The sequence below is a fragment of the Pseudarthrobacter lactosi genome, from assembly GCF_055412785.1.
In genome coordinates this window covers 1-23,078 of sequence record NZ_JBVAYS010000010.1, presented here as the reverse complement: position 1 = coordinate 23,078, position 23,078 = coordinate 1, and the positions used below count along the sequence as shown (strand labels likewise).

General features: G+C 61.6%; 14 protein-coding genes. 6 read left to right on the top strand and 8 right to left on the bottom strand.

What is annotated here, in order from left to right; all coding sequences use genetic code 11:
* Positions 1 to 840: 840 nt before the first annotated feature.
* Both ACZY0Q_RS20970 and mobF read left to right on the top strand, forming a co-directional pair.
* Positions 841 to 1,449, top strand: a complete 609-nt coding sequence (locus ACZY0Q_RS20970) for a hypothetical protein (protein ID WP_463919895.1) — start codon at positions 841 to 843, stop codon at positions 1,447 to 1,449.
* Positions 1,446 to 5,213, top strand: a complete 3,768-nt coding sequence (mobF, locus tag ACZY0Q_RS20965; protein ID WP_463919893.1) for a MobF family relaxase — start codon at positions 1,446 to 1,448, stop codon at positions 5,211 to 5,213. The genes ACZY0Q_RS20970 and mobF overlap by 4 nt, the downstream gene beginning before the upstream one ends.
* Positions 5,214 to 5,846: 633 nt before the next feature.
* Here mobF and ACZY0Q_RS20960 read toward each other — a convergent pair.
* From ACZY0Q_RS20960 to ACZY0Q_RS20945, 4 genes are all read right to left on the bottom strand, one after another.
* A complete protein-coding gene (locus tag ACZY0Q_RS20960; protein ID WP_463919891.1) occupies positions 5,847 to 6,428 on the bottom strand; it encodes a recombinase family protein in 582 nt (193 codons plus the stop codon).
* Positions 6,429 to 6,687: 259 nt separating this feature from the next.
* Positions 6,688 to 7,848, bottom strand: a complete 1,161-nt coding sequence (locus ACZY0Q_RS20955) for a DUF4365 domain-containing protein (RefSeq protein ID WP_463919889.1) — start codon at positions 7,846 to 7,848, stop codon at positions 6,688 to 6,690.
* A 181-nt stretch (positions 7,849 to 8,029) separates the two neighbouring features.
* Positions 8,030 to 8,779: a hypothetical protein gene (locus ACZY0Q_RS20950; protein WP_463919886.1), complete on the bottom strand. Its 750-nt coding sequence runs from the start codon at positions 8,777 to 8,779 to the stop codon at positions 8,030 to 8,032.
* A gap of 409 nt (positions 8,780 to 9,188) precedes the next feature.
* Positions 9,189 to 10,301: an ATP-binding protein gene (locus ACZY0Q_RS20945; protein ID WP_463919884.1), complete on the bottom strand. Its 1,113-nt coding sequence runs from the start codon at positions 10,299 to 10,301 to the stop codon at positions 9,189 to 9,191.
* A gap of 319 nt (positions 10,302 to 10,620) precedes the next feature.
* On the opposite strand from ACZY0Q_RS20945, the gene ACZY0Q_RS20940 reads away from it, so the two are divergent.
* The 3 genes from ACZY0Q_RS20940 (at position 10,621) to ACZY0Q_RS20930 (ending at position 13,563) form a co-directional block, all read left to right on the top strand.
* Positions 10,621 to 11,778 (top strand): hypothetical protein, encoded by a 1,158-nt coding sequence (locus tag ACZY0Q_RS20940; RefSeq protein ID WP_463919882.1) that lies wholly within the window; start codon positions 10,621 to 10,623, stop codon positions 11,776 to 11,778.
* Positions 11,779 to 11,928: 150 nt separating this feature from the next.
* Complete coding sequence (locus ACZY0Q_RS20935) at positions 11,929 to 13,017, top strand: hypothetical protein (RefSeq protein ID WP_463919879.1); 1,089 nt, start codon at positions 11,929 to 11,931, stop codon at positions 13,015 to 13,017.
* Positions 13,018 to 13,050: 33 nt separating this feature from the next.
* Positions 13,051 to 13,563: a hypothetical protein gene (locus ACZY0Q_RS20930; RefSeq protein WP_463919877.1), complete on the top strand. Its 513-nt coding sequence runs from the start codon at positions 13,051 to 13,053 to the stop codon at positions 13,561 to 13,563.
* A 139-nt stretch (positions 13,564 to 13,702) separates the two neighbouring features.
* On the opposite strand, the gene ACZY0Q_RS20925 is transcribed toward ACZY0Q_RS20930, so the two are convergent.
* The 4 genes from ACZY0Q_RS20925 to ACZY0Q_RS20910 form a co-directional block, all read right to left on the bottom strand.
* The gene (locus ACZY0Q_RS20925; protein WP_463919874.1) at positions 13,703 to 14,032 is read right to left on the bottom strand and encodes a hypothetical protein; all 330 of its coding nucleotides are present in this window, start codon (positions 14,030 to 14,032) and stop codon (positions 13,703 to 13,705) included.
* 1,558 nt (positions 14,033 to 15,590) lie between these two features.
* Complete coding sequence (gene pepN / locus ACZY0Q_RS20920; protein ID WP_463919897.1) at positions 15,591 to 18,173, bottom strand: aminopeptidase N; 2,583 nt, start codon at positions 18,171 to 18,173, stop codon at positions 15,591 to 15,593.
* Positions 18,174 to 18,242: 69 nt separating this feature from the next.
* The gene (locus ACZY0Q_RS20915) at positions 18,243 to 19,532 is read right to left on the bottom strand and encodes an ArgE/DapE family deacylase (RefSeq protein WP_463919871.1); all 1,290 of its coding nucleotides are present in this window, start codon (positions 19,530 to 19,532) and stop codon (positions 18,243 to 18,245) included.
* Positions 19,533 to 20,229: 697 nt separating this feature from the next.
* Complete coding sequence (locus ACZY0Q_RS20910) at positions 20,230 to 21,876, bottom strand: N-acyl-D-amino-acid deacylase family protein (protein ID WP_463919869.1); 1,647 nt, start codon at positions 21,874 to 21,876, stop codon at positions 20,230 to 20,232.
* Between the two features lie 414 nt (positions 21,877 to 22,290).
* Here ACZY0Q_RS20910 and ACZY0Q_RS20905 point away from each other — a divergent pair.
* On the top strand, positions 22,291 to 23,078 hold a 788-nt coding region (locus ACZY0Q_RS20905; RefSeq protein WP_463919867.1), incomplete at its 3' end, for a M20/M25/M40 family metallo-hydrolase.

The window sequence follows — 23,078 nt, the reverse complement described above, 5'->3', positions numbered from 1 at the left end:
TGCCGGACCGCTGCCGCTTGCCGTTTGCCGCTGCCGGACCGCTGCCGCTTGCCGTTTGCCGCTGCCGGACCGCTGCCGCTTGCCGTTTGCCGCTGCCGGACCGCTGCCGCTTGCCTGGCCCTGGATTTAGTCCGGTGGCCCTTCGGTACACGTCCACCCATCTTGTTGGCTCATGTTGGTGTCCGGCACCGAAGGGTGCCGTTGTGGTCATCTTGGGAGAAGGGCTCGCCCATGATGATGGTGGCCCGCTGCGCGGACGGGATTCCTGCTGCGTCGTGGTGGTTGGTTCGGTTGCCCCGCGCCCACAGGTGCACGGCAAAAGCTATTCCTTCGGGCTTTCCCGCACACAGGTGGACGCCGGGACCCCCTGTGACCGGCTGAACCCAATGCCCGCGGCGCCATTGATTGTTCGGCTCACCGTGGGTGAGCGGGCACCGGGCACATCCTGGATCATGGACGGTCGCCTTCGGGTGCTGTTGGAAGCCCCCGACCGCACTGAACCTGCCAGGACACACTCAAAGGCCACAGAGGGACCAACGGCTCAATACCAGAGCCAGCCCCGACCAGACATCAATACAGCCCCCAGAGAGAAGCGCAGAGGAGTAGAGCCTCCATAGGAGGCTCAAGGTACGAAAAAGGACTCACACCTCTGGCACCAAGGTGCACTCGGTGGACATTTGTCCACCGATCTCACACATGCCCGGGTACGGTCCCGGCGAATGGGTGGGTATGGAACCAACAGTTTTACCCGTGGGTATCTGCTCAAAATGCCACGGCCGCTTGCCGGAGGCCAGAGACAAACGCAGCCTGTACTGCAGCGACTCGTGCAAGGAAACGGCGATGAAACGTCGGCGCCGGGGCCAGCCGGTGGCTGATCCTGTGTCTGCCGAGACGGCGCTGTCTTTGTCGAAGCGCGTAGGGGAGTTGGAGGAAAAGGTCCGGCAGGCCAGCGTGCTGATGTACCGGGCGCGGGATTCCCGGGACAGCTACAGGGCGAAGGTACGGGCGGCGGAAGCGTCCGTCGCGACGGAGCGGCGCCGGGCAGGCGCCGTGGTTGCCGAGCAGGCAGCGAAGACATCCGCGATGCGTGACCAGCTCGTGGATCTGCGCCGGCGGCTTGTCGAGGCAGAGCGCGTGGCCCGTGATCGGGTGCCGGCGGCCGCGGACGAGGGCGTGGTGGCCGGGTTGCGTTCCAGGCTGGCGGACGGCAACACCGCCTATGCGAAATTGATGGCCGTCCACGAACAACTCCGCTCATCGTTCGATCAGGTCTCCGCGCAGGCCCGCGGCCTGCCGGGGGTTCACCGGGCGTGGGACCTGCTCTGCCAAAAGCTATACCAAAGCACTAAAGGCAAACCGGCCACCGAGGCCGAGCAGCGGATCCTTAGCCAGTGGGTCTCGTGGCGGAACCAGCAACAGCAGGCAAAAGCGAAAGCGGGTCAGAAGTGACGGTCAGTATCGGGCGCATCAACATCGACTACTACCTTGATTCGGCGGCCGCCGGGGACGCGGCCCAGATCGGGACCAGGGATCTCACCGCCTATTACACCGAGACGCAGGCCCCGGCGGGGCGTTGGTTCGGGCGCGGACTCTCCGGCGTCGGCCTGGTGAACGGGCAGCAGGTGCAGAAGTGGGCGGCGAAAAGCATTTATGAAGACTTCAAGCACCCCGGAACGGGCAAGGAGCTCGGTGCCCGCCCCATCTCCAAGACGCCCTCACCGCAAGGTGCGAAGACACCGATCGGCAATGCGGCCAGGAGCGAGCGGGAAGCGGTCGCCGGATTCGACCTGACATTCAGCGTGCCCAAATCCGTAAGCGTGTTGTGGGCGTTGGCGGAACCGAAGCTGCAGGCAGAACTCCATGAAGCGCACCGGCAGGCCGTGGAGGAATGCTTGGACTGGCTCGAGCGGAACGTCATCCAGGCCCGTGCCGGTCACGGCGGTGTCGCCTGGGTGGCCGTGGATGGGGCTATCGCGTCACTGTTTGATCACTGGGATTCCCGTGCCGGAGATCCGCAGCTTCACACCCACGCGGTGATCGCCAACCGGGTCCAGCGAATCAGTGACGGAAAATGGGTCACGCTGGATTCCTACACACTGCACCGGAACATGGTCGCCGTGAGTGAGAAGTACAACAGCATCCTCTTTGACCGGATCTACGGCCGGACCGGTGCCGTGGCCCAGCTGCGCACCGGGATAGCCGGACTGACAGGAACCGACGCCCAGTCGCTGCTGGAGCAGCTGGGGGAACCCGAGACGGATCCCCGCAACGCGCGGGCCGAGCTCGCGGGTGTCCCGGACGGGCTGATCACCGAATTCTCGTCCCGGTCCGTGGAGATCGAAGCCAGAACCGATGAACTGATCGCCCAGTGGGTCGAACACCACGGCGGCCGCCCGCCCCAGGCCGTGGTGCTGAAACTGCGCCAGGAAGCGACCCTGGCGACACGGACCGCGAAAAAGCCCTCGGCCGAATCGTTGCCGGAGAAAATGATCGGGTGGCGCCAGCGGACCGAAGCCGCCGGCTACGCCCCGTCCGGGATCATCCGTGACGCCATCGGCCACGATGCCGCCGTCGTGGCAAATGCAGACATCGCACCCGACGTCGTCGCAGTACTGGGACGCTTCGCACTCCATGACACCGGGAGCCGGCGCACCACCTTCACCCGGGCGAACCTGATCGCGTCCACGGAACGGGTAATGCGCGGAGTCAGGATGGGATCCGCGGCCGACCGCGAGAAACTTGTGGACCGCGTCGTGGAAGCCGCCGCCCTTGAAGCCGTTTCCCTGAGCCCGGAACGGATGGGCACACCGGAAATGACGGATCCATTCCTGACCGTCCGTGGGCGAAGTGCCTTTGAACACGAGGAAACCAAGCGTTTCACCACGGCCCAGATCATGGACGATGAGGCATTCCTGATCTCCCGCACCGGCGCGGAAGCCCCGGCGCTGGACGACGCAGGAACCCGTGCAGCCCTGGGCACGGCCAGAACCCGCGAGGGCCGCACACTGAGCCCCGACCAGTCAGCCGCAGCCCAGACGATAATGACCAGCGGGAAAGCCATCGACGCCATCATCGGACCGGCAGGGACGGGGAAAACCACGACGATGCGCGCCGTCCGGGAACTCTGGGAGGCCGCCCACGGTGAGGGCACGGTGATCGGCCTGGCCCCGTCGGCGGTCGCGGCCGCAGTGCTCGGTGAGGAAGTCAACGCGGCCACCGACAACGTCGCCAAGTGGTTGTACGAATCCGTCGGCGAGGGCGCCGCCCGCCGCGCCTTGCGCGTGGCGGACCTCGAGCGGACCGTGTCCCGACTGGGCACAGCCGAACAGGGCGCGTCCGCCAGATCCGGGGCGAAGGACCGGGTTCAGGCGCAGCTGCGCGTCGCACATTCCACACTCGCCAGCCAGTACGCGGAACAGGCCAAGTACCAGATGCGCCCCGGCCAGCTCGTCATCCTCGACGAAGCATCGATGGTCGGCACGGCCGCGGCCGCCGAGCTGGCCCGCCAGGCTTCCGCTGCCGGGGCCAAACTCCTCCTCGTCGGTGACCCGGCCCAGCTGGACGCCGTGGAAGCCGGCGGTTTCCTGGGCTGGATGGAACGCAACACCGACGCACCCGTGCTGACCAGCGTGTGGAGGTTCAAAGCCGACTGGGAACGGGCAGCTTCCCTGCGGCTCCGCACCGGCGACACCGACGTCCTGGCCACCTACGCCGAACACGGCAGGATCCACGAATGCCGTGAGGGCAGCGCCGCGGACAGGGCCTACCAGGCATGGATGGCAGACACCCGCACCAGCACCTCAGCCAGTCTCCTGATTGCTGGGGACAACGACACAGTCAACGAACTCAACATCCGCGCGCAACTGGACCTCGCCGCCGAAGGCCGCGTCGATCTCGAACACACCATCCGGCTCAGAAGCGGCATTGCCGGGGTCGGCGATGTGATCCTGGCCCGGCAAAACAACCGGCGCCTGACCGATGACGCCGGACACTTCATCAAGAACGGCACACGCCTGGCCGTCACCAGCATCCACCCGGACGGATCCGTGACCGCAGCGAGGACCGACACCGGCGCCGTCGTCGTCCTGGATCCCAGCTATCTGGAAGCCTCGGTCGAACTCGGCTACGCCTGCACCGCCCACCGCTCCCAGGGCGTCACCGTGGACACCGCCCACACCGTCGTCGCCTCCGGGCAGTCACGGGAACTGTTCTACGTCGCCATGACCCGCGGCCGGCACGGGAACACCTGCTACGTGGACGTCCCGGACCCGGCGGACGAAGACACTCCGGATGAGTGGGGCATGGTCCGCAGGATCATCCCCGCCGATGCCGCAGCGATCCTGCACGGTGTGCTCGGAAACCAGGCACAGGAAATCACCGCCCACGAAGTCCGCGACGCCGAACACGGCCACGCCAACGACTTCGCCCGGCTCGTCTTCGAATACGACTACGTGGCCTCGGCTGAACAGGCCTTCCACGTCATGGCCTGGCTGGATGAATCCGTCAGCCCCGGGCGAAAGGAAGAGATCATCGCCGACCGGCTGTTCACGGCCCTCTTCCATGCCTCGCCCCATGAATGCCTGCCCGCAGGCATAAGCCCTGAAACGGCGTCGGTGCAGGATCTGATCGCGGCCTGCACTGCGGAGGTGGCAGAATCCGCCGGGTCTGCCCCCGACGTCGGGAGCATCACCACCGGATTCGCCCCGGGCAGCGCCGAAGGCCGGCGCCTGCAGCAGCTGCTGGAAGGCAAGATCATCGCACGTCTGACCCAGCTGGTACCGCCCATCACTGGCGACGACGCACCCGCATGGGTCGATGACCTCCGGAAGGCCCACCCTGGCGTCGAAGACCTCCCCCGGCTGGTCCGGGCGGTCACGGCGTGGCGGGAAGTCTCCGGGCAGCAGGACGCGGCGTCGGCATGGGGTGATCCTCCGAAATCAACGGACAAGACCATGTCCGGCTACTACGCCAACGCCAGAAAGCACCGGCCAGCGGGTTCACGCCGGGCGGCGCCCGCCACCGCCGGAACCGTGACCGAAACGGATGTGTGGGCGGATATATCGTTCGCAGCGGATGAGGCCAGGTTCGTCCATGCCGAAGCCGTCCTGGCCCCGCAGGCGTCGGGTCGCCTTCCCCAAGACACCAGCATGGGCGGCTGGCCGGATGCACCCGATCCGGGGCCAACGGAAATTGACCACGCATGGGATCTCTAAGGCATACGCGGTAGTTGCACCACGTTATTGGATGCAACCGAAGCCGCACCGTACGCGGGATTTGAGGTCGACTTGGGATAGCCTTCGGGACGCCAGATTACGCGGAATCCGGGCGAGGGAGCGATGGGCGGCAGTGGCTAGCCACGCTGGGCCTTCCGGTGCGGCGCCGGCCTTCGGCGGGCAGGGGGCGATGTTGCTCACGTGGGGCGCGGCGGCGGCGAGCTCCAATTTGGCGGCTCTACGCCTTCCACACCGGGGGTTGAGTAGGAATTGAACAGCGGTTAGCGTTAGGGGCTTTTTGGGCTGGTTGGGGGCGCTGCAGAAAAGGGATTCTATTGGGGGTCGCTTGTGAAAACGGAGGTTATTTAGCGGTACGGGGCTTGGGTTGTCGCCTGTGCGTGAATCGAACGTTATTGGCCCGGTACTCCTGAACGTGTCGTGAGCCGCCAAGTTTCGTTTAGTCGGCGAGATGGCGGATGTATTGGTAGACGGTTGTGACTGTTAACCGAGAATGGCGGTTTTTTCACAGCTCGGTTTGGCGGTTTTCGCACCGTTGGCCTGGTGGACTTAATCGCTCCTGGGGGCGTTCCGTGATCGCTTGGTCTCGCCTTCAGGGAGGATGAAGTGATGCGGCTAGTCCTTGAGTGCTCGCGACCGTCTATAGAACGTTGCTCGGGACATTCCGAGATCGCGGGCAACCTGCGCAGCCGGTTCGCCGTCTTTGACCAGGCGGACAGCATTTCGAATCTGACTGTCGGTGATCCGGCGGGGTCGGCCGCCGAGGTCCTTTCCAGCTTCTCGCCGTTTGCTGATCGAATCATTGACGCGTTCGCGTTTGATCTCGTGCTCCATTTGCGCGAGAGCGGCCATGATCGTGAACAGCATTGAGCCCATGGGTGTCGCGGTGTCGACGTCGCCACCGCCAAGGTTCAGAACGCGCAGGCCCGCGCCTCGACCGCGAAGTTCGTCGGCGAAGGCGAGCATGTTTTGTGTGGAACGCCCGAGCCGATCCAGCGTCGTGATGACCAGGGTGTCGCCTTTGATCAGCGCGCCGAGTGCCCGATCAAACTCGGGTCGTGAAGCTCGCGTCCCGGATACACCGTGATCCACGTAGAGGTCATCGCGGCGGACGCCGGCGGCCAGAAGGTCCGCCTGCTGCCGGTCGGTGGACTGCTGCCGCGTCGAAACACGTGCGTAGCCGATCAGCTTCGTCATGGCGTCTCTCGTTGTGTCTCGTAACTAAGGGTGGATACACCGATTCAACCAGAAGGTTGCGAGACATAGTTATGAGAATCGCCGGTCGCGGACGAATCTCTTCCGATTCCACGAAATTCAGGCACGGCCGCCGCAGCTATCGACGGGCCCGGTGAGACGTCTCATATCCCAAGGGATTCGCGACATGACTTTTAGTCATATCAAGTCGGGTTCGGGAGAGTCGCGCTCAAAGGCTACCCCGCGCAGGGGCCGACGGTCCCTATATGTGGTCGCTGAGCCGTTCTGCCCCTGAAGGCCTTTGGGGAGGGTCAGGAGTCAACTGGTAGTTGATTGTCTTCCAACGCAGGTCCTGCTCGAAGTCAAGAAACACCAGCGTCGCAACCAGTACGTTGTACGCGATGCTCGACAGGCCCTGCGGAATGTCGCAGCGGCTGCCGAACAGCTGTCGGTAGGGGAATAAGCTGGTCATGTCGGAGCCATTGGAAAAAATCAGCACCTGTTTGACACCTCCGCGGTCCCATTCTTCGAGTAGCAGGGACAAGTCGGGGGCCGCATCTATCGGGCCGGCAATGTGGCTATGGACGATCACCCCTACCTTTCCAATGGCAGAGAACCATTGCCCCTCGCTTCGAGCCTCGGCAGTCTCTACGTCGTCGAAGCCATATTCGATGCTTCCAGCGAACGGGTACTCGAACGTCGTGTGGAGGGTGCCGACCAGTACCTGTACACGATGACCATCAGGCCCCACGTCAGCCAGTACTCGCGACGGGTTCACAACTTTGACGTCGCGAAACAGGTGTGCGTCGAGCAGTGCCCGGACCAGTCGTTCGAAGATGTCTGGGGAGAGTTGGGCTAGCTCGCACCGCAACGGGTCAAGTCGGTGCCCAAGTGGGCGTCCTCGGAACGCTGGACCGTCGATGCGCAAGGATCGGTGCGCGACCATGGCGTCGAGTCGCTCATCATCGAGCACCGCATCGCGAGATACACGTACCGTTACAGTTTGTTGATCGCCGAATCGGTTCGGACGGAGAAACTCCGGTCCCCACTCCCTGTCGACGATGTCGCGGACATCCTCCGCCAGGAACTGTCCCGTCGCCTCAATATAGATGACCAAGTAGGTCGCCTCCGCTGCGGCATACCAGAAGCGGAGGTCATCGAGGCGCAAACTGCGCGAGGCGTAGCCGTCGGCACTAAGCTGCTCGGCACTTAGCGTCGAGGCATGGATGCCCTTGAGCTGGAACCACACCTTGGTGCCGCTTAGTTCGAGTGTGCCGAGACGGTTGAGCATCATTCCAACGTCTACACGCGCGCGGTCTCGTTCGAAGCAAACGAGCAGCCCACGGCGCAACACCAACTGCTTGAACTTCAGCGTGTAATCGTCCTCGAAAACCTCTTCGGGCAGCATTTCAGGGTCTGGCACGAGTCATCTCTACCAGAGAGAACTCCGATCTACCAGATCGGAGTGCCTGATTCGCGGAGTTCAGCGCCAATCCACCTTGTTGCTGACATGCCAGGGCGGGTCCCAGAGATTTCCCATCGTTCGGGTTCCGGCTGAGGTTACTAGCGGTCGATTCTGACGTCTCTATCAACCGCCTTGGAAATCAACGAGAATCCGGGAATCTCTGTCGGAGGTCCGTTGGGCGAGTTACCGGGACGCCTGATACAAGGGTTGCTGTTCGCCGCCGCCCTGCCCTCCACCTAGGGCCCAGCAAGGTTGATGGACCCCGCTTCCTCGCACGTTTGGTCGAAAGGTGGGGGATCCTTCCACGCCTATTCGCGCGCCTGATGCTGCGCGCATCGGGCGCGTCCTTGTGGAGTTCGTACCAAGGAGTCGGCTTCAGCCAGCTGTAGACAGCATCTTTGAGGATGGACAACATAGGTACGATCTGGCCGACGGCAAGCACGGCGTAAATCTGATCAAGAGTCGCCGCGTTGTGGTTGTAGTGGAACACGGCGGCGGTCTCAGAGCACTCGGGGTAGAAGTGAGCTGCTGCTGCATCGGCGCACGTCTTAGACCAAATCCAGTCCTGTCCGTAGAGCGTGTGCGCCAGTTCCGCGAACGCCAAGAGCAAGAGGGCAATGGCCAGAGCAACGGCGAAATCACTTCGCTGTTTCAAGTCACCGTGTATCAAGATGCCCCAGGAACCGGCCAGCACGGCCGCGGCCACTGCGGCCGCTATGAGGATTTTGAGGTAGCTGTCGCCAAATTCGAGCGTCGGTGCAAGGCGAGCGGTGGATACTACAACAACAGCAATTGCGGCAATCACCCCGGTAATGCGGATCAGTCGGTTTCTCTTCCGAACCCCACGACCGTCCTTGCGCTGGGTGTCAACGTGCACGGACCTGGTCATGACGTTTCCTCATCGAGTCGGGGTCTTGTACCTTAATGCCGCAAGGCTGGCAGATCCACCAATCCTGCCTTGACAACGTCGGCTCCATCGCAATGTTTCCGGCCACGAACACGCTCGCGCGTCTGACGACTTCCGTCCCTTTTGCATCCGGCCTTCATCGTTGGATCCCATCCGCACCTTCCCCATGGGACAAGCCAATCTGAACCGGCCATCCAAACGCTGCATATCAGTTCTTTCAGCCGGGACGACGCCGGAGGAGATGCCGCGATACCCAACCTTCGCACAGGAGCCTCGGACTTTTGGCAGCTGTTAAAGAAGCCGGGAGCGGGTGTGCAGAGAACTTCTGAAATTCTGTGCAGTCAGCTTCTGAAAATGACAGTGAGGCCAGATTTCCCTAGGTTCACAAGTCTCAGGAAGGCGGATTCTTCCGCAGGTACTGCCGGAGGCCGGGGATGGCGAAGTCGACCTTTCCATGGCCGGCTGACTCGATAAGCCCCGCGGCGAGGAGCCTGGTTCGGTATTTGGCCACCAACGTCGGCCGCGAAAGGGTCCGCTGGACTAGGTCGGAGGCTGTTGAGGTTTTCTCGTCCACGGCCATGGCATACAGGAATTCCAGATCCTTCGCTGAGGCCGTGGCGAGGGCCGCTTCTATCACCACACGTTCGTTGCGTCGCACGGCTGCCGCGATGGCTCTCTCGACGGCAGCGGGGGAGAGAGAGGCATCATTAGTTTCGGCTTCCCTCCACAGGAAGTATCCAACGAGTTGGATCAGGAAGGGGTAGCCGCCGGTGGCCGAGGCCGCCCTGCGCACAAGGTCCGGGGTGATGCTGATCCGGGCGTTGCTGAACGTTTCGATGAACGATGTCTCGACATCGCGGACCGCTGCGGCGTGGAGGTCGATTTTGTCGGCCCGGCGAAGGAACGTCGCGACGCCCTCGTTCAGAAGGTCCGAGACGGCGGACGGCAGACCGGCGAAGATCAGCGCGATGGGCAGCCGGTCCTGGATGAAATGCTGGACGTTTGCGGCCAACTGGGCCAGTTCGGCCCGGTCGGCGGCGTGGATCTCGTCCACGGTAATCAGCAGGCCGGTTCCGCGCTCGTCCAAAAGCCTGAGGAGACTCTCGCCAAGTTCACGCCAGTCCACCTGTCGTTCGGGCGAGAGCTGTGTTGTGAGGCCGAAACCGGCGACCGTCACTGCTGTGATGCGCCGACGGGGGTCAGGCCCGTCACCGAGCTCCTGGGCCAGCCGCCGCATCTTTTCACCGACCCGGCCCATGAACGCTCCGGTGGCGGTCTCAGAGACCACGGCCCATCCATGTTCCCGGGCCACGTCATGGGCGGCTCCCAGCATGACGGTCTTGCCGATGCCGCGGGCACCGGTGAAGATGGACAGCAGACCTGGCGCGCCGGAGCCGAGCCGCAGACCGTATTCGAATTCATCCAGAAGTCCGGCCCGGCCGATGACTTCCGGCGGGGTGGCTCCGGCCGTTGGGCGGAACGGGTTCTCCATGTCGTCGATCATCCAACTACCCTACAGGTGAATGCGGGTGAATTTGGTGAATTTAGTGTGTTGGGTGAATTTGGTGAACTTCGATCTTCGGCGCTTCTGACCGGTCCGCGTTTTCCGTCCGTGAGGGCTTGCGCCGTGGGGGGTAATGGCTCGTCCTTGGGCGTGTTCCATATCGCCACCCCTGGACAGCGGCCGGCGTGCTCAGGCAGGTCAAGAGGCCAGTGTATTGACCTCTTCGCCGGCCGTTCAAGATGTTCCAATCGGGACAAAGGGTTCGCTGGCAGACTGGCTGATGAGCTGCCGCCAAGGCCAGGTAGCAGGAGGAGGAATAGTGCGCGATTTTGTTTCCATCGATTATGTAGCGGCCCAGCAAGTTGCTGGCCGCAGCGAACCCTCCCTGTTTCAGGAAGCAATCCTCGCCGACCTCGAAGATCAATGGGCGGCGTCATACAGGGGAGCTTTTCCTGGATCCGAGTTGGTGACAATGAATCAAGGCGAAGTGCAATTCCTCTTCGACGCCACGAGTGAGGGCGCGTCGGAGCAATGTGCGCGAACTATTGCGGCCTTCGGGAGGGTGAGTGGGCTGCGATCCGTCCGTGATGTGGTCTACCAAGCTGGTTTTCCGATGAAAGCTATTGCAAATCAGACGTTCGATCGCGGCCACATGATGCCTCACAGTGCGGGCGGACAGTTCGGCCCGAACATCTACGCCCAGGACCGTGCCCTTAACAGGGGTTTGTCTGCACAAGGCCGGCGATATCGTGCACTCGAACGAAAAGCGTTGACCACACCCAGCGCGCTATTTTTCTGCCACCTGAGGTACTCAGACCCAACGGACATCCCAACGTGGGTAGATCTCGGACTCGTCTCCACGACCACCCTCGAAGTGGACACGTTTGTGAACCGGATCGATGTGCTGGTCGGCGATAATTTCAACCCTTCAGGATTGTCGGACACGGAGCTGACGTCCATTCTGGACGTCCTTACAACAGGACAGTTCGGCGACATTGGCGAAGAAGCCGCTCGCTTTTATCTGGAGGAGAACGGGGCGTGCCCTGTCTCGCTTGGAGATAGTGGCATGCCCCGAAGCGACGCCAGACAGGACCTGGACATTGTGGCCCTTGTTGAAGGTGACTTAGTGGCCTTTGAAGTGAAGACCACCTACCTGGACAAACGAGCAGGAACGCTGACAAGGCAAGGGAATCTTTACTGCCCGCCTCGCAAACGAAAAAGAGCCAGATCAGACCGCTTGCCCTCGTTCACCCAAGGCAGCTCCGACTACGTCTCACAACGCGTCGAGTCCATCGTGAAGGTGGACGGGACCTTTGAATGCAGGCTAATCGCAGTAGACCTTCGCAGCCTTAAGCTGCAGGAGTTCAGCCTCAACAAGGCCGGCAAGGCAATCGGACCAAATTCAGGACCCATCGACTGCCGGGGCTTCGTTCTACAGGCTATGGCTGAAATCGTAGGACACCGAGGTTACCTGTAGAGCGGCGCTCGTCGTCGCCGAATTGTCAGAGCATGCAGTGATAATTGGTCAGTAGGGTAAGTATCAAGTGCTGTAGATGGGGAAAACGTGGCGACATTCGGGTATTTGGTCTATCTCCTACGAGCAAATGCTCCCCACAGGTCGCGGGCCTTGTACCGTTTGACCTCCTGCGGCCCTGGCTCTCATGACCTCCTGGACGTCCTTCATAAGCAGGTAACTGCGCTGGGAGAGGATTACCACTCCGATGAAAAGTCAGCGGACGGCTACCGCATTCGTGAAGCGGACCGTGCCGGCCGTTCCCTCTGGTTGCGCGTCAACAAGGGCCCCGAGGGCGGACGCGGAGAGACGTACGACACCGAAACGGGCATCTCCGTCGATACGAACGAACGGACCGCCCTCCTAAGCGGCCTTCGCAGTCAAATATTCATCCCCGAGGACAGTTACTTCGGGCTGTTATTTGTCGAGCGCATAGGCGTAAGGAATCTCAAGGAACTGCTCTATACGAAGGCGATGAAGCCATCCTCGCACTACATGGAGGCAGTCATTCGAGTCGAAGCCTTCGCTGAGAGTGAGGACTGGCGGCGGGAACTTCAGACTCAACAGGCCCTCCGAGTCTCGGAAATTCTCTACTCCGCGGAAGGCGGGCAGGATGACTCCACACCTCAAGACACCGTGGTCAGGGTCGTCACGGAGGGCCCCGGACTTAGGCGGGCGAGCCAGGGAATCAAAACTCTCATCACTGATCGGCTATTTAGGCGTGACAAGAAGCTAGATGCTCTGGCACGGATCGCACCCGTCGAAAATCGACGCAAGATCGTGGATGAAAAGAACTCCGAAAATGGTCATACCGTCTACAAGCAAGCCCCAAGATCAGTATTCACAGTCCAGGATGAGGCCGAATATCAGGCTCTTGTCATGGAACTAGTCGTACTGGAAACAGCAGAAGAGTCCGACGTTGATCTCAGAGTTGCGTTGGAGACAGTGTCGCCAGTCAACCGAGAACACCTAAAGACGAAGCGCTTCGAGGTCGGTATTGGCAACGAGCGTCCAGAAAAGACCTTCGTTCTAGAAGGAGATGCAATGCCTCAATTCGTATACGAAACCGGGGCGCGGCTCGCAGACTTCCAGCTGAGGAACCTATGGGAAACGCACGCGGCAAAAATCCTGAGGAACCGCGGCGTGCGCCTACCAGCAGACTGGTTGCAGGAATCAAACCCAGAGCAGTCGAAGAAAGAGTGAGGTCGACCCTTGGGTAAGCATTGGGGTCTGAGGATGGTGGTTGAAGACCATATTGAAACGTGGAGCTCCGCAGTTGGTCCTCAACAAAGAATCGAGCGCCGCCGCGCTGCATTCAAGTACTTCGGCATTCCGGCCGTCCTCGCACTGCCGTTCCTGTTCTTCCACTTTCGGCTACAAGGAATCGGCCAGCTGCTCAGCGGCGTGACAATTTTTACTGCCCTGCTATTCGGACTTCTAGTACTGATGTTCAACACTGGAATAGCGGTACGTAAGGACTCGGCAGTCTTCGAGCACGCGCACGACCTGAAGTTGGTCATATCTGATCTGCGGGCCAACGTAACGTACGCGGCAGTCGTCGCCGTGTGCCTTTCACTCCTCCTTGCCGTGGCCGCTGCCGTGACACCGCCGCCCTCGGCTTCCGATCCAACCGGAGGCCTTGTCTGGTGGTGGACCCCCCTCTGTGTCTGGCTCTTCACACATTTGGGCCTGTCGATGCTGATGGTCCTTAGGCGGCTCAGAACGGCGTTCAACTACGTGTCGCGCTGAATGGAGACGTCACCACTATCGGCGTAAGCAAAATCCCGGAAAATACTGGAGTGAGGCACAACCCGGCGACCGATTCGGCGACTCAGGCCGTGATTCGTGGGTGGTTTTTTACCTTGGTGTGGGGGATTGCCGTTATGGGTCAGGCTGCCTTGGTAGCCATTACTCCTTGGCGCGCAGCATTGTCCGGGGCGAGGACGCTCAGCCTGTAGTCGGACTGGAGCGGATCGACCTGGGGAGGCAGATGGTGGGACCGCGAGCAGGTCCGGAGTTCTTCCAACGCGTCGGGCTCGATCCGGGCCCGGGTCATATCGAGCTCCAGGGCCATGCCGGCGGTGAGCGAGTTGGCGCGCTTCATCACGTCATAGAGGCCGTGGACGCTTTTGGACGTCACATGGCCCTGCGCGGCAACCTGGGCCTTGGCGCAGTCGAGGTCCACCCGGACCAGTACTCGAAGCTTGTCTGTCGTCACGAAAATTTCTCCGCTCTAAGTCGGGTGCCACGACGCTGTGGCGCCCCGGACAACCATAGACGAAATGTGATCCGAGCAACACACCTGCCGGTGTGGGCACTGTGCCGCAACCCGGGACGGTTCAGCCTGTGTCCGGTCTCAAATGAACCTTGGCAATAGGGACGTGGCGTTATGCCACGTTAAATGAGACAGATCATGCCGCGTGGTCTCATTCACGTCGGCAATTCCGTATGCGGCGCGACGATGGAACGCAGCCATTCGGGGCCTCCGGCTCCTGGGATCCGCCGACCCGCGTTGCCGATTCGAGTGAAACACGCTGACCCTCGGAGGTGGCAGGTGGCCTGGGGCGTCCGACCAAACGGGCTGAAGGATCCGGTGCACCCAGGCGAGCGAGGCAGAGCACCAGATCTCCAGCTGAGGCCAAACCCCATTTCAGGCGTAAGCACCCCAACGCCAACCACAGGACGGGTCGATCTATGGAGAAGAGCCCAAGTCCCGGCAGCATCCAGACAAGAGGCGACGGGATTCAGTTGGAGGCCCTTGCTCAGAATCCCACTAGCACGCTGCTACGTTGGCGCTGCATTTCCGGGCCACTCTGTCAGGTTTGCCTCTGAGACTGTTCAGTAGAAGGGTGCAGGAATCGTCTTTTGGACCCTATTCTGACGATCCTTACGAGGGCTGCCTGACGCCAAGTTGGGGTGTACCTCACAGACTGCTGGGAAAATAAAGCGGTTATCTCAAGCAAGGGCCGGTTGCTGTAGGAATTCACGCTGGGAGGGACGGGTCGGTGCCCTCCATTCAATGACGAGAAGGCGGGTAGAGGGTTGTCCAAACACGGTAGCCGTTATCTTTGTCGACAAATTCGCGTAAATGGGCGCCGTCCGCGGCTAGCCACAGACCTGAGCATCCGGCATGGCGTCGTCTACCAATCCTCTCCGGTAGGGCTCCCCGTCCAGAAAAACTTCGACGAGACAGTAGCCGTAGCCGGCATGCCCGGATGCGGGGAATCCTGATAACGGGGCAGGGCCACAACCTCTTCATTGTTGCGCTAAGTCCGGACGTGCCGTATGAAATTACGCGCGAAGCAGCGCGCCCGGTAGGAACAGGGCTCTCAGGGCCTTCCCAACTACAGTGAACGGTCGCCTTAAGCACCTGACCGTCGTGAAATATGGCAATCGTTGCGGTCGGTTGCCTTAGCGCTACTTTTCCGCGGAATGGTCCTCGACCCCCATTAAGGCCCTGATTCATGAGCTGAATATAGCGGGCGCCTTCACTCGTTTTTCCCGGAGGCCCGGGCTTCAACTGTCTCTTCTGAGCGATAGCCACTGCGACTCCTGCAACTGATCAGTGGTTGCGACGATCTTTAGAATCCACCCGGCCCGAACGGTACCCACCTGAAAGATGCCCCACCGGTGCTCATCGTGCTGAGCATGCGCGGCCGCCGTCACGCGGACGGTATGAGTCGCGAACTGCACGGTTCCTCGGGATTAGTTCATCGATATTTGATTAGGGCGTGAAGGGGCGCGACCATGGGGAGCGATTCGCAAATAGGGCCCGTTCACTCGCTTTTGTAGCAGAGTCTGGATTCGTGTTCAGGGGCTTGGGCGTCGCGTTGCTGCGCAGCGAGGGCTCGGTCGATGTCAGCAAGCCGCTCGATGACCATGCGACGCAGAGCTGGCACATCGGGGTGTGAGTCGAGCCAATCGCGGCTCGCGTCGGCCAGTACCTGGTTCGCGACCGGCGAGGGGTAGAGCCCCCCGATGAGCTTCTCCGCGACGGCGTAACTGCGTTGCTTCCAGACCCTTCCAATCGTGTCGAAGTAGCGGTCGATGAATGGCGTTAGGAGGGCGGGGTCGCTTACGCGGAGGAAGCCTTCGGCGGTTGCACTTACGGCGGTGTTCGTGACCGTGTCGATGTCGACGAGTGAGGCCCAGGTACGATCCTTGGCCTCTCGTGTTTGGATCGCCGCTCTGGCGTGTGCAGCCGCCTGTTGCCCTGTGGCGGTGTCGTCATTCGCGAGTCGCTCATCGATATCGGCTCCGCCGGCGCTCCCCGCGGCGACCAGCGCAGTGAGTAGCACCCACCCCAGGTCGGTGTCGACCTCGAGGCCTTCGAGGGTCACGGAGCCGGAATAGAGGGCAGCCAGATCACTAACGTGCGAGCTAGCTTCCGCGATAGCGGCGAAGCTCACCACGAACTGGAACTGCGCATCGCTGCCGGGTGCCGCCTCCTGCGCCAGCCGCCAAAGGCTGTCGGCGAGGGTGCGGCGTGCTCCCGCACGCCGCACAGGGGCGGTATATGCGTTCGCGGCGAGCACCACGTTCGTGAGAACGACGCGCAGCGTGGTGGATTCAGTCTCGCTTCCGATATTCGCGAGCACGAGATCGATGTAGTCATGGGGGCGGGTCTCGGCGTCGCGGGTGGAATCCCAAAGTGAGCCCCACACGAGCGCGCGGGCGAGTGGACTCTCGATCGATCCGAGGTGCGTTATAGCAAACTTCAGCGATTGGTCGTCGAGGCGGATTTTCGCGTAGGTGAGGTCGTCGTCGTTCAACAGCACCAGCGCCGGTCGTGCGCGGTCTAAGAGCGTGGGCGCCTCCGTCAGCTTCCCGTCGATGTCGAGCTCCACGCGGTGCGTACGTACGAGTTCGCCTTCGATAAGGTCGTAGTACCCGACGGCGAGCCGATGGGGCCGCAGCGTGGGGTGTTCGGCGGACGCGGACTGGATGATGGTGAACCCGGTCACCATCCCGGCCGCGTCGGTCTCGATTTGAGGGCGCAGGGTATTTACCCCAGCAGCCTCTAACCAGACCTGTGCCCAATTCCGGAGGTCACGGCCGCTGGCCGCCTCGAGCTCAACCAGGAGGTCGGCAAAAGTTGCGCTGCCCCACTCGTGTTTCTTGAAGTACGAGGCAATGCCGGCGAAGAAGGCGTCGAGCCCTACCCATGCGACCAGCTGCTTCAGAACGGAAGCGCCCTTGGCATAGGTGATGCCGTCGAAGTTTACCTGCACGTCCTGAAGGTCGTTGATCGTCGCGACAATCGGGTGGGTAGACGGTAACTGGTCCTGCCGGTAGGCCCAGTCCTTCTCCATTGCAGCGAAGGTTGTCCAGGCCTCGCTCCATTCGGTCGCTTCCGCTGTGGCGGTCGTCGATGCCCATTCGGCGAACGACTCATTCAGCCATAGGTCGTTCCACCACCGCATTGTCACAAGGTCGCCGAACCACATGTGGGCGAGCTCGTGGAGAATCGTGACGACCCGCCGTTCACGGATCGCGTCGGTGACCTTCGAGCGGAAGAGGTACGTCTCTGCGAACGTGACCGCACCAGCGTTCTCCATCGCCCCGGCGTTGAACTCGGGTACGAAGATCTGGTCGTACTTGTCGAAGGGGTAGGCACGATCGAATCGCTCTTCGAAGTACGCGAAGCCCTGCCGGGTTTTCTCCAGCACGTAGTCGGCGTCGAGATGCGCTTGGATACTGCGCCTTGCGAATACGCCAAGGGCGATGATGCGGCCGTCCCGACTGGTCAGTTCACTGCGTACCGCCGCGAACGGCCCCGCGACAAGTGCCGTGACATAGCTTGAGATGCGGGGCGTCGACTCGAACGCCCACGTCCTTACCCCCGCCCCAGTGTCGACTGGTTCGGGCGTCGGCTGGTTCGAAACGACCTCCCAATCACGGGGCGCGGTCACCGTGAAGCGGAATTTCGCTTTTAGATCCGGCTGCTCAAACACGGCGAATACGCGGCGCGAGTCCGGCACCTGGAACTGCGTGTAGAGGTAGGTTTCGCCATCGACTGGGTCCACGAAGCGGTGCAGGCCCTCACCCGTGTTCATATACCGACCATCGGCCAACACCACAAGCTCATTGTAGGGCGCGAGGTTCAGCAGTTGGATCCGGACGCCGTCGCTTACCTCGGCCGGGTTGAGTTCCACCCCGTTCAGGGTCACCGATTGCACGTCAGCCATGACGGCGTCGATGAAAGTCGCCGCGCCCTCGGAGGCGGAGAAGCGCACTTTGGTGTGGCTGCGGAACACCTCAGGGCCGGTCGTCAAGTCCAGCGTGACGTCGTAGTCGTGCACGGCAACGAGCGCCGCCCGCCTTTCGGCCTCAAGCTTCGTGAGGTTGTCTCCTGGCAACTTCTTCTCCATCTTTCATGCGCTCTCGAGCGCGAGTTAATGATTGGGCGCTGTTTGCCTCACGAGTGCTTACTGCCGCTCAGATCGGGTCGGAGTTGCGTTGCACCACTCGGCGATGAACAGCGCGATGGATTTTGTGACTCTCCGAATCGATTCCACATTCACTGCTTCGTCGAAGCCGTGAATGTTCTTCGAGATGGGGCCGTAGACGAGCGTCGGGATCCCTCCATACAGGATGAAGACACGGGCGTCCTCGTAGCTTGGGGTCGTGACCGTGCCTAGCGGAGCTTTGAAAACGTGGCCGTGGGCGGCACCCAGGACGTGTTCGGCGTCGCTTCCTTCTTCCAGAACAAAACCTTCCGCGAAGAAGCCTGTCCTGCGCGTCCTGGTCGTGATCGGTTCCCCATTGTGGTCCGAACTGATGCTCGCGACTCTTTGGGTAATTTCCTGCCATGCATCTGCAGCTGAGACTCCGGGGTAGATGGCCGCACGTATCTCGATTTCGCACCAGGCTGGGACGCTCGACGCCCAGTCGCCTCCGTTGATGCGCCCGAGATTGAAGTTGATGGGGTGCTCGAGGTCTTCGAAGTAGGGGTGCTTGAAACGCTCGTCGTTCCACTCCCTCTCAAGGATGCGTAGCTGATCCATCACGTGGCGCGCCGCATCTATCGCGTTGAAGCCCGAGGACATCGCGCGCGGGTGGGTCGGAGTTCCCTCGACCCTAACCGAGAACCAGATGACACCGACATTGGCGCGAGCGAGTAGTTCATCGACAGGTTCCGGGGTGATAGCGGCGTCAGCGGTGTAGCCGCGCTGCAGAGCGGACAGCGAGCCGTTTCCGGTGCATTCCTCCTCTACGACCGATTGGAAGACGATGGGCGCATTCGGCGTCAGTCCTGCCCGGCGGACAGCGTCGAAAGCGAAGAGGTTGGCGACGAGCCCGGCTTTCATGTCGCCGCTTCCGCGCCCGTAGAGCCAGCCGTCGATAACCGGGGCGTCCCACGGGGAGCGCGACCACTGCTCGTGAGGCCCTTCGGGCACGACATCGATGTGCCCGTTCAGGATCAGGGAGCGTCCCGTAGTGAGCGCAGGTTCATAGGTTCCCACGACGTTACACATCGCCGAATAGTCGACGGTCGACGGACCATATCCGACGTGTGACCTCAGCGTTTCGTCATCGAGCGCCCATCGGTCCATAACCAGACCCCGTGCGCTGAACGCATCAAACATGAGGTCCTGCGCCGACGCCTCGTTACTTCGTGTCGAAGGATGAGCCACGAGTTCGGATGTGAACGCGAGCTGCTCTTCGAACGCAGCATCGACCGCGGCACAAATGACGTCAACATGTTCTGGCTTCATGGGTTCTCCCTGGGATGATGGATGATGGTGTTCGTCTGCCTGGCGGCTGGCGAAAATGGTCGATCCTTCCGGCGTCTGAGACGAGACGTTGGGATCACCAATGAACGAGCGTGGACAGCGCGCCCCGCCTCGACCGTGAAGAACGCCGCTCGAAGGCAGCTGACCTCCTTAATCGCGCCTCGCCATGATCTCCCGCTCAGGCGCGGACGGGGATTGGAGCCGGGCAGTCGACGAGGTAGATAACGGCGGAGCTGGGCCCTTCTGACAGGGAATCTCGGTCTACTGACGTCGGTGGACATCCTGGACCAACAGGGGGAATGTTTACTGGCAGTCCTGTCGGCGGCTTTGCCCGGGGGACAGCGGTTGTCCCTCTATAGTCTGTAAAGCGTCAACCTATCGGTGTTTAGGTGAAGGGACCTGTGTCCTGTTCCGTCCGTCCGCAGCCACAGGATGGTCTTGTCCGCACTGAGAAGGTCCACCCGGGCGTGGCTAACGTACCCTCCGATGTGGACTTCGACCAGAACTCCCGGGTCGAGCTCGGACCAGTCGATGACTGGCGGCCCAGCCGGGAGCGGGTAATTCATCGATCTCGTCCTCCTCTGGTGTCTTTCATTCAGTGCGGGCTCGTGATGCGGGCGGGCTTTATGAGTTGGTCCGGCATGGCCCCATCCCGAGGGGGAGGCTCAGTCAGGGGTGGTTACGCACTTCGATGCGCAGCCCGGCGAATCGCGCGCCCATTGAGCGCCCCTGTCGGTTGGCCGTCTCGAAGGGCGGCTAGGCCATTGACCAAGACATGGCGCATACCGCTGGCGTAAGCTGCTGGTCGCGCGTATGTAGCGTGATCCAGTACTTCCTCGAGCTGGAAAACGGCCAAGTCGGCATACGCGCCATCACGGAGGACGCCCCGGTCGGACAACCGGAGGTTGTCGGCCGGCAAGCTGGTCATGCGGCGCACGGCTTCTTCCACTGACACGATCTGCTCGTCTCTGGCATACCGTCCCAGGACCCGGGCGAATGAGCCGTAGGCACGCGGATGCACGGGGTGATCGGCAAACTGTTCGTCCAGTGAGAGGGCTTCCGCATCGGAGCAGACCGACACCCAGGGCCGTTCAAACGCAATTCGGAGGTTGTCCTCGTTGCCAGCGAAATACGCCGCGCGGGCCAGCGGCGCGGCCTCCACAATGTCCATCAGGGTCATCACTGGGTCTTCGTCACCCCTGGAAAGCGCGATCTCCGCAATGCTGCTGCCCGCTGCCACACCGATACAGGGATGCGCGCTGAGCATGACGACGCCATCCGCGCCGCCGCTCATCTTCCAAAGGTCCTCCCATTCTCCGCCGTCCCGCAGTGCGGCCGCGATGGCCTCCCGGCCTTCCCGGGAGCGAAGGCGCCGTTGAAGTTCTTCCAGCCCGCCGAGATGGAACTGAGGCGGTATGGATGCAGATAGATCGGTGCCTCCGGCGGCGTACGGATAGATGTCCGCCGTAACCTTGATCCCCGCGGTGCGCGCATCCTCCACGTGGTCTATCACTGAATGAATCTTTTCCCAATTGTGTCGGCCGGCGGTCTTGAGGTGGTAGATCTCAGCCCGCGCTCCCGACTCACGGGAGATCTGAATGAGTTCATCGACTGCCTCGAGTAAACGGTCGCTCTCATTGCGAAGATGTGAGATGTACAAGCCATCATGTCTGGCCAGAACCCGTGCGTATGCTGTCAGCTCGGCCGTGTCTGCGTAACTCCCAGGCGGATAAATGAGGGCAGAACCTACTCCGAGAGCCCCCTCGGCGAGTTCAGCTTCCAACAGGGCACAGGCCTGCTGGAGCTGCGCTTCGGTCAGGGGGCCTTCGTCAAGACCCGCGACGGACATCCGTAGGTTGGTGGCGCCGACAAAGCTGGCCACGTTCTGTCCAACTCCGCGTTCTTCAAGTTCCTCGAGGAACGCCCGAAGAGTGGGCCATGAAGTTCTGATGTTTTCCGGGTCGCCCTCGAACGTCATCATGGCAGGGGTCAGACGGCCGCAGACCGGTCCGAGCGAGGTTCCCTCGCCGAAGACCTGGGTCGTGACGCCCTGATAGAGGTCAGAAAGGCCCCGCGGATCCTGCTGAAGTGTGTTATAGGCGTGGCTAAGGACATTGATGAATCCGGGAGCCACCATGCACCCGCTCGCATCGATTTCTTCCGCACCGTCGATCTGAGGTATTTCGCCTATGGCGACAATGCGGTCTCCGGCAATGGCAATATCGCCGGCACTAGCCGAAGAACCGGTGCCATCAACTATTAATCCGCCCCGTACAACAACGCTGACCGCCATCATCTCTTCGTTCTCCTCACCTTTTTGGTCCACATGACAACAGTTCCATCGCAAGCGATGGCGTTCTCGTCGTGGAGAACGAAAGTGAGCCAATGGATTATCCCGTCTCTACGAACGCTAACGCCTCGGTAAGGATCATGTTTAGCCTACGAAGCGACCCGCGACGTTAAGCAATATCCCTAAAGACATAGAGAGAGCTCGCGGCTGGTAGGTGGGGCGCCAGCTGGATGGGGTGCCGTCCCGATAAGTCACCAACCGGAATCTGTGGAGACGCGTCCTCGATTACCGGCGGTGATGGAGTCTCCGTGCCTGTTGGCCCAAAATTTCGGATCACCCCCAGCGCGCCCACCCGGTCGACGTTTCGCCAGTCCGACAAAAGTAACCACACATTCAGGAGCAACCATGACATCGGAACTTGTAGCAGCTTTCACCCGAAGACTCCCTCAAATGCTGGAAGATATCCGCACGCTTGTAGAGTGCGAGTCTCCCGCCGGGGAAAAGGCTGTCGCCGCCTCGGCCGAAGTGGTGGCAGCTTTAGGTCGTCGCATTCTCGGTGTAAACGCGGAGAAGGTCATTATCGACGGCCACACGCACCTTCGCTGGCTACTCGCGGACGGGCCAGCCGAAGTTCTTGTACTCGGACACCATGACACGGTGTGGCCGATCGGGTCATTGCATACGATTCCCTTCACTGTCAACGAAGGGATCTTGCGGGGTCCAGGATGTTTCGACATGAAGGTCGGCATAGTGATGGCACTGCATGCCGCGGCGTTCATTGGAACGGGAGCGCCCTTGGCAATCCTTATCACCGGTGACGAGGAGATTGGCTCGGGCAGTTCCCGCAGGCTGATTGAGGAGACCGCCGAGGGCGCCCGCGCCGCGCTGGTCTTGGAGGGGTCAGCTGACGGCGGAGCATTGAAGACCGCACGCAAGGGTGCCTCCAATTATGAAGTTACCGTGACAGGCCGGGCCGCTCACGCGGGCCTAGACCCACACCTGGGGATCAATGCAGTCATCGAGTTGGCTCATCAGGTAACTCGCATTGCCACGCTCGGTTCCTCTGAGCTCGGAACTAGCGTCATTCCGACTGTCGCAAGGGGGGGGACAACCACGAATACGGTTCCTGCGGAGGCGAGGGTTGCAGTGGACGTCAGGGCGTGGACGTCCTCGGAGCAGGCTAGAGTCGATCGGGAACTCCGGGCCTTCCGGCCCGTTCTCGACGGTGCGCATGTGAG